The sequence below is a fragment of the Methylobacterium sp. CM6244 genome (genome assembly GCF_054817885.1).
On sequence record NZ_CM139247.1, the window covers coordinates 4604102 to 4615305 of the forward strand.

Below are 11204 nucleotides of genomic sequence, written 5' to 3' on the forward strand. Positions count from 1 at the left end.
CACGATGCGCGGAGGATTCTCGAACGGCATCGCCGCCTTGGCGATGCTCACCCTGTCGTCGGGCGGAGTCGCCCTCGCCCAGACGGACACGGGCCGTCAGGCCTCGTCCGACCTTGCGACGATCGAGCGTTGCGTCGGATCCGCCAAGGAGGACGGCGCGCGCCTGTCCTGTATCGGGCGTGTCTCCCAGCCCTGCATGGATGCGCCGGACGGTTCGGGCTCGTCCACCATGGGCATGAACGGGTGCTACGCCCGCGAGATCGCGGCCTGGGATACGCTCCTCAACCGCACCTACAAGGATTTGGGCGCGGCGATGAGCGAGAGCGCCAACCTCTCCCTGCGTGACGCCCAGCGGGCCTGGATCGCGTTCCGCGACAAGGCCTGCCAATGGCCGTCCCTCGTCTATCCCGGCGGTTCCATCATCGGCCCTCTCAGCGGCGAATGCCTGCAGATCCAGACCGGTCGGCGCGCCCTCGACCTCGACCGCATCAAGGCAGCGCTCACCGAGCGATAGGCGTCGGGTGGGGGCCTGAGGGGATGGATGGGGCCAGCGTGTCGAGGCCGCTTTCGAACGATTTCATTGAGAAATTCGGATGTCTGGGTCACTAACCCCAGGTCCACCATCACGTCGTCTGTTCAGCCCGGCGGCAAGATCCGCCGGTACTGGATGAAGCCCGACCGGTCGGCGAGCGTCTCGTAGAGGGCGCGGGCCGGTGCGTTGTCTTCCATCGTCAGCCAGTGGACGCGGTCGGCCCTGGCGTAACGGGCCTCGACCATCACTGCCTCGATCAGGGCGCGGGCAATCCCCCGGCCCCGGGAGGACGGCGCCGTGAACAGGTCTTGCAGGTAGCAGTACGGTCCGCGCGTCCAGGCCGAGGCGTGGAAGACGTAATGGACGAGCCCCACCAGGACGCCCTCATCCTCGGCCACCAACGCATGGATGGGCACGAGGGGATCGTGGATCCGCGACCACGTCAGGTCGCGGGTCTCCGCCGGGATCGAGGCGCGGTAGAAGTCGAGATAGCCCGACCACAACCCCTCCCAGGCCTCGCGCTCGTCGGGCCGGACGGCGCGGATCGCGAGGCCCGGCACGGCGGTCACGCTTCGAACCGCTCGGGGCGGCGATGCTCGCCGACGATGCGGCGGACGGTGCCGGTGGACGACCGGTAGACCACCGTCTCCGTCACGATCATGCCGGTCTTGAACCGCACGCCCTGCAGGAGCGCCCCGTCGGTGACGCCGGTCGCGGCCACGATCACGTCGCCGCGCGCCATGTCGGCGAGCTCGTATTTGCGGTTCGGATCGCTGATGCCCATCCGGGCCGCGCGCTCGCGCTTGTCGTGGCTGTCGAGGATCAGACGCCCCTGCATATGCCCGCCGATGCAGCGCAGGACGCCAGCCGCGATGACGCCTTCGGGTGCCGCGCCGATGCCGAGATAGATGTCGGCGCCGGTCTCGTCCGGGCTCGTGGTGTGGATGATGCCCGCGATGTCGCCGTCCGAGATCAGGCGGATGCCGGCACCGGTCTCGCGGACGGCGGCGACCAGGCCCATATGGCGCGGCCTGTCGAGGATGATGGCGGTGATTTCGGAGGGGGCGCAGCCTTTGTGCCGGGCGAGCGCCGCGATGTTGTCGGCCGGGCTGGCATCGAGATCGACGAGGCCCTGGGGATAGCCGGGGCCGATGGCGATCTTCTGCATGTAGACGTCGGGCGCGGCGAGCAACGACCCGTGTTCTGCCAGGGCCATCACCGCGATGGCGCCGGGCATGTCCTTGGCGCAGAGGGTCGTCCCCTCCAGCGGATCGACGGCGATGTCAACCCTCGGCCCGGCCCCGGTGCCGAGTTGCTCTCCGATGTAGAGCATCGGCGCTTCGTCGCGCTCACCTTCGCCGATGACCACCGTGCCGTTGATCGGCAGGAGGTTGAGCTCGCGCCGCATGGCGTCGACGGCGGCCTGGTCGGCCTCCTTCTCGCGTCCCTGGCCGCGAAGCCGGGCGGCGGCGATGGCGGCGCGCTCGGTCACGCGCGCCAGTTCGAGGCTCAGCGTGCGGGTGACCGGATGTCCCGTCTGCCCAATCGTTTCGTCCGCCATCCTGGTCCCGTCCCTTGTCGTGTCTGGGCCGCGATGGGCGGCCTTCTTATTCGCGTTCGATCCTGATCAATTGCGGCGCTTCGGCAAGGAGTCCATCCGCCGCGATGGCGTCGAGCGCCGCGCGGATGGTGCCTTCCGTGGCCGCGTAGGTGATCAGCACCAGGGGCACCGGCTGGCCGGAGCGGCCATGCGGGTCCTTGGTGGCGGCGCTCTCCGAGCGCCGCTGCAGGATGCTTTCGATGGAGATGTCACGCTCGGCCATCCGCGTGGCGACACCCGCCGCGACGCCGGGCCGGTCATGCACGGTGAGACGGATGTAATAGCCGCCCTCGTGCCGCTGCATCGCCACCCGCTCAGACGGCGCGAGGCTCGCGGCGGGGCGTCCGAAGGTTGGGCGCGCGACGCCGGCCGCGATGTCGGCGATGTCCGCCACCACTGCGGAAGCGGTCGCCTCGCCGCCCGCTCCGGGGCCGATCAGCGTCAGCTCGCCCACCGCATCCGCATCGATGGTCACGGCGTTGGTGACACCCATCACCTGGGCGATGGCGGAGGATTTCGGCACCATGGTCGGGTGGACGCGCTGCTCGATACCGCCCTCGGCCACCTGTGCGACGCCGAGCAGCTTGATCCGGTAGCCGAGTTCCTCGGCCATGGTCAGGTCGAGGGGCTGGATCGCCGAGATGCCCTCCACCGAGACGCCCTCGGCGTCGATCTCCACACCGAAAGCGAGGCTGACGAGAATGGCGAGCTTATGGGCGGTGTCGAACCCCTCGACGTCGAAGGTCGGATCGGCCTCGGCATAGCCGAGAGCCTGCGCATCCTTGAGGCAGGCCTCGAAGGTCAGGCCCTCCCGCTCCATCCGGGTGAGGATGTAGTTGCAGGTGCCGTTCATGATTCCGTAGACACGCGACACGGCATTGCCGGTGAGCCCCTCGCGCAGGGCCTTGATGACGGGGATGCCGCCGGCGACGGAAGCCTCGTAGGCGAGGGTCACGCCCTTGGCCTCGGCGGCTTTCGACAGGGCCGCGCCGTGATGGGCCAGCAGCGCCTTGTTGGCGGTGACCACGTGCTTCCCGGCGGCGATGGCAGCTTCCACCGTCGCCTTGGCCGGGCCTTCCGAGCCGCCGATGAGCTCCACCACGCAATCGACCTCGCCCGAGGAGGCCAAGGCGACGGGATCGTCGAACCAGGTCACGCCGGAGAGATCGAGGCCGCGGTCGCGGGTCTTGTCGCGGGAGGAGACGGCGGTGACGCGCACCGCGCGGCCCGTGGCGGCGGTGATGGCTTCGGCGCGGCGAGCCACCATCCGGACGACGGAAGCGCCGACGGTGCCGAGACCGGCGACGCCGAGGCGGAGGCTCTGTGACATGGACGCGATCCGTATCTGACTTCGCTCGGCCGAGCGCGGGCAACCCGTCGTTCGAGCCTGTGCGTGACGCCGCTCCTTCGAACGGCCGGCTCTTCTGCAACGAATCCCTGTGGCGTGCAAGAAAACCTGTGGCTCCTCGCGACGCGGCGTCGAGCGGGAAAATCGGAGAACGACGGAGCCGTCCTCCTCAGGGTGTGGAACGCCGATCGTTCACTTTCGCCTCGAAGCGCCACGCCGTGGCGATGAGGCCGTACAGGACGGCGGCGTTGAGACAATGCCAGAGGAAATGGGTGCCCATGGGCAGGCTCGGGCAGAGCGCGGCATCCAAGGTCCGGAAAGTGAGCGAGAGGGCGAACAGAGCGGCGATGGCGAGGAGCGAGAGGCCGGCGCGGCTCCGTGCCGGGCCGAGGGAGCATGTCTGGGGCATCAGCAAGCCGACGGCGACGCCGGCGAGGGCCAAGATGGCGGGCGCGTAGGCGATAGAGCCGTTGCTCAAGCGGTCGATGGATTGGCCCGTGAGCGCGTCGAGGGCCGGTTCCAGCCCGGCAGCGAAGCCGGCAAAGCCCAGGGTCGCCAGGATCGCCGGAACGAGGGTGAGCCCGAGGAGCCGTCGAAGGGCGAGGAAGAAATAGGCGTAGATGAAGAGGGCGATGGGGATGACGTCGGCGAGCATCGCCCAGCGGACGGCGACGGTGTGGAACAGGAACGACCCGATTCCGACGAGGGCGACGAGCCCGGCCAGCGCCGTCGCCGCCCGGTCTCGTCTCGGGCCGGAGCCGGCGAGGCGAAAGGCCAGGAACGCGGCGACGAGGAAGGCGGCGTTGGAGGCGGCGTTCAGCGGCTCGGCCAAGAAGCCCGCATCCCCGCGCTCGCAATAGGCCCGGATCGGTGCGAACCAGCCGTCGGACATCCTGTTTTCCTCCCCTCCGCATGCCTTGCCAGCCCGACGCGAAGGCCCGATGACGGGCGACCCTCTCCGACCGGATCTCAGAGCCCATGCGGATCGCCACCTGGAACGTCAATTCGATCAAGCAGCGGGTCGGCCATCTCGTCGGCTTCCTCGACGAGGCCAAGCCCGACGTGGTCTGCCTGCAGGAGCTGAAATGCCAGGACGAGGGCTTTCCCCGCGCCGAGATCGAGGCTGCGGGCTACGCCGTCGAGACGCTGGGGCAGAAGGCATATAACGGCGTGGCCCTGCTGGTGCGGGCGCCGCTCACCATGAGCGAGATCCGCCGTGGCCTGCCCGGCGACGAGACCGACGAGCAATCCCGCTACATCGAGGCGCTGATCTCGGGAGAGGATGTGGCCCCCGTCCGGGTGGCCTCGATCTACCTGCCCAACGGAAATCCGACGCCGGGACCGAAATACACCTACAAGCTCGGCTTCATGGAGCGGTTGAGGGTGCATGCGCGTGCGCACCTCGCCGACGAGCGGGCCCTGGTGCTGGCGGGTGATTACAACGTGATTCCCGAGCCCGAGGACGCGGCGGATGCGAGCGCCTGGGTGAGCGACGCGCTGTTCCTGCCCGAGACTCGTTCCGCCTTCCGCGCCCTCCTCGCCGAAGGATTCACCGAGGCCCTGCGCGCCTGCGACCCTCGGCCGGGCCTCTACACGTTCTGGGATTACCAGGCCGGCTGCTGGCAGCGGAACCAGGGTATCCGCATCGACCACCTGCTGCTCTCGCCCCAGGCCGCCGACCGTCTGGTCTCGGCTTCCGTGCAGAAGCATCTCCGTGGCCTGGAAAAGCCCTCCGACCACGTGCCCGTGACGATCGAGCTTCGACCGCGCTGATCCGAGGCCCGAGCTAGTGACGTTCCGGGCGCGACCGCCCCGGGTGAAGGAATGATCTCTCATCGGATCCGTTCGGAGACGATCCTCCGTCACCGGGCGGTCATGCACATGCCGTAACGGCCCTGGAATCGATCACGCCAACCAGCGACGTGAGACCGTTCATGACGCGCGCAGCACGGGCCATCCGCCGCGAGACGAATCTGGGTCTCACTCAGGCCGTCCATCGCAACAGGGCCTTCTCGAAGGCGGGAGTGTCGGAACGCCTGTTCACGGCGGCCTTCAGCGGGTTGGTCTACCCACAGATCTGGGAAGACCCGGTGGTGGACATGGCGGCGCTTCGGCTGCGGCCGGAGGACCACGTCGTCACCATCGCCTCGGGAGGCTGCAACGCGCTCTCCTACCTCACGGCCAACCCGGCACGGATCAGCGCCGTCGACCTCAACGGCGCGCATGTGGCCCTGGGGAGGCTGAAACTCGCCGCCCTCCGGCACCTGCCCGACCATGCCGCGTTCTTCGGCTTCTTCGGCCGCCCCGCCCGGCCCGAGAACGTGGCCGCCTATGACGAGATCATCCGGCCGCATCTCGATGCCACGTCCCGGGCCTATTGGGAGACGCGGCGCCTCGATGGCGGGCGTCGTATCTCGGCCTTCGAGCGAGGCTTCTACCGCTACGGCCTGCTCGGGCGTTTCATCGGCGCGGGCCATTGGCTGGCCCGCCGCTACGGCTGCGATCTCAGTGCCGTTCTGAAGGCGCGGGACCTCGCCGAACAGCGGACGATCTTCGAGAAGGAACTGGCCCCGCTCTTCGAGAAGGCCTTCATCCGCTGGCTCATCCGCCAGCCGGCCTCGCTTTACGGCCTCGGCATCCCGCCCGCGCAATACGTGGCTCTGGCGGGCGACGGCCCCGGTGGAATGGCGGCCGTCTTGCGCCATCGCCTGGAGCGGCTCGCCTGCGGCTTCCCGATCCGATCCAACTATTTCGCCTGGCAAGCCTTCGGCCGCGCCTACGACACCGCGCCCGACGCATCGCTGCCGCCCTATCTCCAGGCCGTGAACCACGCGGCTCTACGCGAGCGCGCTGGCCGCCTCAGCTTCCGCCAGCAATCGATGACCGAATTCCTGCGGGAGAGCCCGGCCGCCAGCGTCGATGCCGTCATCCTTCTCGACGCGCAGGACTGGATGACGGATGCCGACCTCACCGACCTGTGGACCCAGATCACCCGCGCGGCACGGCCCGGCGCCCGCGTGATCTTCCGGACGGCGGCGGACGAGCGTCGGCTGCCCGGCCGGGTCCCGGATTCCATCCTGGGCGCCTGGGACTATGCCGAGGAGGAGAGCCGTCGCCTCGGCGAGCAGGACCGGTCGTCGATCTACGGGGCGTTCCACCTCTACCGTCTGGCCTCTTCATGAGCGAGGCGGCGCGGCTGATGGACCGGATGTACCGCTACCAGCGGCACATCTACGATGCGAGCCGGAAGTTCTACCTCCTCGGCCGAGACGGCATGGTCGCGGATCTCCGGCTTCCCGCCGGGGGGAGCGTGCTGGAGATCGGGTGCGGCACCGGGCGCAACCTCGTGCGCATCGCGCGAACCTACCCGGATGCCCGATGCTTCGGCCTGGATGTCTCGGCCGAGATGCTCGCGACAGCGGGGCGCGCCACCGCCCGCGCGGGCCTCGCCCACCGCATCCGCCTCGCCCGGGGCGATGCCACGGCCTTCGACCCCGCCGCCCTGTTCGGGGAGGCGGTCTTCGACCGGATCGTGATCTCCTACGCCGTGTCGATGATCCCGCCCTGGCGCGCCGTCCTCGCCGAGGCGGCCGGTCACCTCGCTCCGGACGGCTCCCTGCACATCGTCGATTTCGGGGATCAGGGCGGTCTGCCGCGGCCGGCGAGATGGCTGCTCAACCGATGGCTCGCGGGGTTCCACGTCACCCCGCGACAGGGACTCGCCGACGCCCTCGCCGATGTGGCGCGCCTTTCCCGACGGCGGGCACGCGTGGCGCAGCGTTTCGGCGGCTATGCCGTGCATGGGGTGATCGAACGGGATCCGGGCCCTATCTGAGGTCATCCGAGGCACGGGCCATCGCGGCCCGCCTCACCCTCCCCGATCCAACAGGCCTTCCCTTCGCATGATTCTCTACGGCACGAGCTATTCGCCTTTCGTCCGCAAGATTCTCGTCACCCTCGCCGAGAAGAACATTACTTTCGAGCACGTTCCGGTGTTCTTCCACGCGCCGGACGAGGCGTTCCAGGCCTGCAGCCCTCTCGGTAAGATTCCGGCTTTCGAGGATGACGGCTTTCGGCTGGCCGATTCGTCGGCGATCTCGGCCTATATCGAGGCCAAGTATCCGAGTCCTGTCCTGTGGCCGCATGCGCCGAAGGAGCGGGCGCGCGCCGTCTGGTTCGACAAGTTCGGCGATACCGAGTTGTTCGCGGTACTGATCAAGCCCTTCGCCGAGCGTGTCGTGAAGCCTGTCCTGATGGGTAAGCCCGGCGACGAGGCCGTGGCGGTGAAGGCGGTGACGGACGAGTTCCCGAAACTCTACGATTACCTGGAGAGCCAGATCGACGGCCCGTACCTTGTAGGTGACGCGTTCAGCATCGCCGACATCTCGGTGGCGACGACGTTTCACAACCTTCGGCTTGCCAAGGAGCCGGTCGATGCCGGCCGCTGGCCGAAGCTCGCGGCCTATATCGACGCGACGCTGTCGCGTCCGTCCTTCGTCACGGCGATCGCGGCGCGGACGAAATGAGCCTGCCGGGAGCCGGCTATCGCTCCCTTCCCGGATCGCCTAGAGCGCTCTCCGCCGAATTGGATGCCGGTTCGGCGAAAAAGAGCGCGGTAAAACAAAGGCCTAGAGATGTGCCCCGGCCCAACGTGGTCGGGTGTAGCTCTAGCGACGGCGCCGTGACGATCCGGTGACCTGCGACTGAGCCTGGAGGGCCTGGGCCTGAGCCTGGGCCTTCTCTTCTTCCGAGGCGGTGGCCCATGCCTTGTCGGACAGGGTGACGATCCAGTCGTCCTTGCGCCCCTGCGCCGATTCCCGCGCCAGCGACAGCCACATCAAGCCACGGGCCCGCTGTGCCGGAACGCCCTGCCCGTTCATCAGAAGGTTGCCCAGCAGGGCCTGGGCCGGAGCATGGCCCTTCTCGGCCGCGAGATTGAACCAGCGCGCGGCCTGACGCGGGTCGGCATCCACGCCGGTCCCCTCGAGGTAGAGGCGTGCGAGATTGTACTGGGCGTTCGGGTCGCCGAAATACGACGCTGCGTAGTTGAACATGTCGTAGGCCCGCTCCGGGTTCGGGCGCACGTAGGTGCCCTTGATCCCGTCGAGGAAATACGTGCCGAGCGCCGTGAAGGCGCTGGCGACCACGCCCGAATTCTGGGTGTCCGGCCCGTCATCGGTGTTGTCGTCGGCGATGCGCGAGAAGAACTCGAAAGCCTTCAGGTCGTCATGGGGCACGCCGTCGCCCTCGGCATACATCCGGCCGAGCTTCCACAAGGCAAGGGCGTGGCCCTGGCCGGCGGCGTATTCGAGGGCGCGGGCGGCCCCTTCCTTGTCGCCCGCATTGTAGTCACGGACGCCCGAGCGCAGGGCTTCGCGCGCCGTGCGGTAACCGCCCGTGGCAGGCACGGGCGTACGCGCGGCGGGATCCAGCGCCAGCGCCGAGGTGGCGCCGGCGAGGAGCAGCGCGAGGGCCGCTCCCATCCGCCTCACCCGACGTGCGGCGCGACCGGGATCGGCCCCTGCCGGCCGCACGGGCCGGCGAAGGTCAGTCCTAGACATCCGCATAGGTTTGAATCTCCTCGGCGCCCCCGGGATGGGTGACGGCGCCGTCCACTGCGGGACCGACGGTCTGCATGTATTTCCAGAGATAGCCGGAGGTCGCGGTGTTGGTCCGCGGCGTCCATTCCGCCCGCCGCTTGGCGAATTCCTCGTCGGTCACGGCCACGTCGAGCGTGCCCTTGATCGCGTCGAGGGTGATCATGTCGCCATCGCGGATCAGGCCGATCGGCCCGCCCACGGCGGCTTCCGGGCCGACATGGCCGACGCAGAAACCGCGCGTCGCGCCGGAGAAGCGGCCGTCGGTGATGAGGGCGACCTTGTCGCCCATGCCCTGGCCGTAGAGCGCGGCGGTGGTCGAGAGCATCTCGCGCATGCCGGGGCCGCCCTTCGGGCCTTCGTAGCGGATGACGAGAACCTCGCCCTCCTTGTAGGTGCGCTTCTGGACCGCCTCGAAACAGGCCTCTTCGCCGTCGAACACGCGAGCCGGGCCGGTGAAGACCTGCTTGTCTTCCGACATGCCGGCCACCTTCACGATGGCGCCCTGCGGTGCGAGGTTGCCGCGCAGGCCGACGACACCGCCGGTGACGGTGATGGGCGCATTGGCGGGCCGGACCACGTCCTGATCCGGGTTCCAGGCGACCTTTTCCATGTTCTCGGCGATCGTGCGGCCGGTCACGGTCATGCAGTCGCCGTGGATGAAGCCGTGGTCGAGGAGCGTCTTGATCAGCAGCGGGATGCCGCCGACCTCGAACATGTCCTTCGCGACGTAGCGTCCGCCCGGCTTCAGGTCGGCGATGTAGGGCGTGCGCTTGAAGATTTCGGCGACGTCGAACAGGTCGAACTTGATGCCGCATTCATGCGCGATCGCCGGCAGGTGCAGGGCCGCGTTGGTGGAGCCGCCGGAAGCCGCGACCGCGGCGGCAGCGTTCTCCAGGCTCTTGCGGGTGACGATGTCGCGCGGGCGGATGTTCTTGGCGATGAGCTCCATCACCTTCTCGCCCGCGGTCATGCAGAATCTGTCGCGGATTTCGTAAGGGGCCGGGGCGCCGGCCGAATACGGCAGCGCGAGGCCGATGGCCTCGGAGACCGTTGCCATGGTGTTGGCGGTGAACTGCGCGCCGCAAGCCCCGGCCGAGGGACAGGCGACCTGCTCCAGCTCGTCGAGATCGTCAAGGCTCATGTCGCCGACGGCGTGCTTGCCCACCGCCTCGAACAGGTCCTGTACCGTGACGGGCTTGCCGCGGAACGAGCCCGGCAGGATCGAGCCGCCATAGATGAAGATCGACGGCACGTTGAGGCGCACCATGGCCATCATCATGCCCGGCAGGGACTTGTCGCAGCCGGCAAGGCCCACGAGGGCGTCGTAGGCATGGCCGCGCATGGTCAGCTCGACCGAGTCGGCGATGACCTCGCGCGAAGGCAGCGAGGCGCGCATGCCGGCATGGCCCATGGCGATGCCGTCGGTGACCGTGATGGTGCAGAATTCGCGCGGCGTGCCGTTGGCGGCGGAGACGCCCTTCTTCACGGCCTGCGCCTGGCGCATCAGCGAGATGTTGCAAGGCGCCGCTTCGTTCCAGCATGAGGCTACGCCGACCAGCGGCTGGTGAATCTGTTCCTTGGTGAGACCCATCGCGTAGAGATACGACCGGTGCGGAGCCCGCTCGGGACCTTCCGTGACGTGACGGCTCGGAAGCTTCGACTTGTCTGTGGTACGCACGTCCATCGTCTCTCTCGGCCCCGTCTCAGCCGCTACAGGTGAAGCCCGGCTGTCGTTTCTCAACGCGATGACAGGCGACGCCGGCGAAGCGTCGTTCGACACCGTGAAGCGCAGTCTCGGAATTCAGCGGTAAAGCGTTGGGGAAACTGTCGTTTACCGCGGATGTTGAGGTGGTCCCGGTTTATGGCGGGATCGCGGCGAATGAGGGCGTCTCCCAAGGCGAAGTCGGGATGCTTTCGCGGTGTTGCGACCCCGCCACAGCCACGCTTCTTCCCGGGACCGGGTGCAGGCAGCAATGTCCGGTGAGAGCACGCTGATCCGTTCGACCCGAGCGAATAGCTATCGCAGCCGGCGCAGCGTCGAGGTTCGGCCATGCGCGAAGTAAGAGAGGGAGGACAACTGCTCTTTGCCTCACCCCGGCATGTATAAGCCAATCGCCATCGGCC

11 protein-coding genes are annotated in these 11204 nt (G+C 68.3%); 5 read left to right on the plus strand and 6 right to left on the minus strand.

Annotation, left to right across the window (positions count from 1 at the left end):
* Nucleotides 1-4 precede the first annotated feature (4 nt).
* A complete protein-coding gene (locus ACYQML_RS21580; RefSeq protein WP_461233990.1) occupies nucleotides 5-514 on the plus strand; it encodes a lysozyme inhibitor LprI family protein in 510 nt (169 codons plus the stop codon).
* Between the two features lie 122 nt (nucleotides 515-636).
* Here ACYQML_RS21580 and ACYQML_RS21585 read toward each other — a convergent pair whose 3' ends face one another.
* The 4 genes from ACYQML_RS21585 to ACYQML_RS21600 form a co-directional block, all read right to left on the minus strand.
* Nucleotides 637-1092: a GNAT family N-acetyltransferase gene (locus ACYQML_RS21585; protein WP_461235763.1), complete on the minus strand. Its 456-nt coding sequence runs from the start codon at nucleotides 1090-1092 to the stop codon at nucleotides 637-639.
* Nucleotides 1093-1097: 5 nt separating this feature from the next.
* Nucleotides 1098-2093: a class II fructose-bisphosphatase gene (gene glpX / locus ACYQML_RS21590; RefSeq protein ID WP_461233991.1), complete on the minus strand. Its 996-nt coding sequence runs from the start codon at nucleotides 2091-2093 to the stop codon at nucleotides 1098-1100.
* Between the two features lie 46 nt (nucleotides 2094-2139).
* A complete protein-coding gene (locus ACYQML_RS21595) occupies nucleotides 2140-3462 on the minus strand; it encodes a homoserine dehydrogenase (RefSeq protein WP_056452784.1) in 1323 nt (440 codons plus the stop codon).
* Between the two features lie 187 nt (nucleotides 3463-3649).
* Nucleotides 3650-4372 carry a ceramidase domain-containing protein gene (locus tag ACYQML_RS21600; protein ID WP_461233992.1) on the minus strand — a complete coding sequence of 241 codons (723 nt, stop codon included), beginning with the start codon at nucleotides 4370-4372 and terminating at the stop codon, nucleotides 3650-3652.
* Between the two features lie 86 nt (nucleotides 4373-4458).
* Between ACYQML_RS21600 and xth the strand changes: the two genes are divergently transcribed.
* From xth to ACYQML_RS21620, 4 genes are all read left to right on the plus strand, one after another.
* A complete protein-coding gene (gene xth, locus ACYQML_RS21605; RefSeq protein ID WP_461233993.1) occupies nucleotides 4459-5253 on the plus strand; it encodes an exodeoxyribonuclease III in 795 nt (264 codons plus the stop codon).
* Between the two features lie 161 nt (nucleotides 5254-5414).
* Nucleotides 5415-6662 carry a BtaA family protein gene (locus tag ACYQML_RS21610; protein ID WP_311274008.1) on the plus strand — a complete coding sequence of 416 codons (1248 nt, stop codon included), beginning with the start codon at nucleotides 5415-5417 and terminating at the stop codon, nucleotides 6660-6662.
* Nucleotides 6659-7315: a class I SAM-dependent methyltransferase gene (locus ACYQML_RS21615; protein WP_311274009.1), complete on the plus strand. Its 657-nt coding sequence runs from the start codon at nucleotides 6659-6661 to the stop codon at nucleotides 7313-7315. Before ACYQML_RS21610 ends, ACYQML_RS21615 begins: the two co-directional genes overlap by 4 nt.
* Before the next feature lie 67 nt (nucleotides 7316-7382).
* The gene (locus ACYQML_RS21620) at nucleotides 7383-8006 is read left to right on the plus strand and encodes a glutathione S-transferase family protein (protein ID WP_461233994.1); all 624 of its coding nucleotides are present in this window, start codon (nucleotides 7383-7385) and stop codon (nucleotides 8004-8006) included.
* Between the two features lie 141 nt (nucleotides 8007-8147).
* Here ACYQML_RS21620 and ACYQML_RS21625 read toward each other — a convergent pair whose 3' ends face one another.
* Nucleotides 8148-9047, minus strand: a complete 900-nt coding sequence (locus tag ACYQML_RS21625; RefSeq protein WP_056433677.1) for a tetratricopeptide repeat protein — start codon at nucleotides 9045-9047, stop codon at nucleotides 8148-8150.
* A complete protein-coding gene (gene ilvD / locus ACYQML_RS21630) occupies nucleotides 9034-10764 on the minus strand; it encodes a dihydroxy-acid dehydratase (protein ID WP_056433680.1) in 1731 nt (576 codons plus the stop codon). Before ilvD ends, ACYQML_RS21625 begins: the two co-directional genes overlap by 14 nt.
* Nucleotides 10765-11204: the final 440 nt, after the last annotated feature.

Bases quoted from the DNA above. Each gene is read 5' to 3' on its own strand.
- ACYQML_RS21580 (WP_461233990.1), top strand. From the start codon at position 5: ATGCGCGGAGGATTCTCGAACGGCATCGCCGCCTTGGCGATGCTCACC.
- glpX (WP_461233991.1), bottom strand. From the start codon at position 2,093: ATGGCGGACGAAACGATTGGGCAGACGGGACATCCGGTCACCCGCACG.
- ACYQML_RS21595 (WP_056452784.1), bottom strand. From the start codon at position 3,462: ATGTCACAGAGCCTCCGCCTCGGCGTCGCCGGTCTCGGCACCGTCGGC.
- ACYQML_RS21600 (WP_461233992.1), bottom strand. From the start codon at position 4,372: ATGTCCGACGGCTGGTTCGCACCGATCCGGGCCTATTGCGAGCGCGGG.
- xth (WP_461233993.1), top strand. From the start codon at position 4,459: ATGCGGATCGCCACCTGGAACGTCAATTCGATCAAGCAGCGGGTCGGC.
- ACYQML_RS21610 (WP_311274008.1), top strand. From the start codon at position 5,415: ATGACGCGCGCAGCACGGGCCATCCGCCGCGAGACGAATCTGGGTCTC.
- ACYQML_RS21615 (WP_311274009.1), top strand. From the start codon at position 6,659: ATGAGCGAGGCGGCGCGGCTGATGGACCGGATGTACCGCTACCAGCGG.
- ACYQML_RS21620 (WP_461233994.1), top strand. From the start codon at position 7,383: ATGATTCTCTACGGCACGAGCTATTCGCCTTTCGTCCGCAAGATTCTC.
- ACYQML_RS21625 (WP_056433677.1), bottom strand. From the start codon at position 9,047: ATGCGGATGTCTAGGACTGACCTTCGCCGGCCCGTGCGGCCGGCAGGG.
- ilvD (WP_056433680.1), bottom strand. From the start codon at position 10,764: ATGGACGTGCGTACCACAGACAAGTCGAAGCTTCCGAGCCGTCACGTC.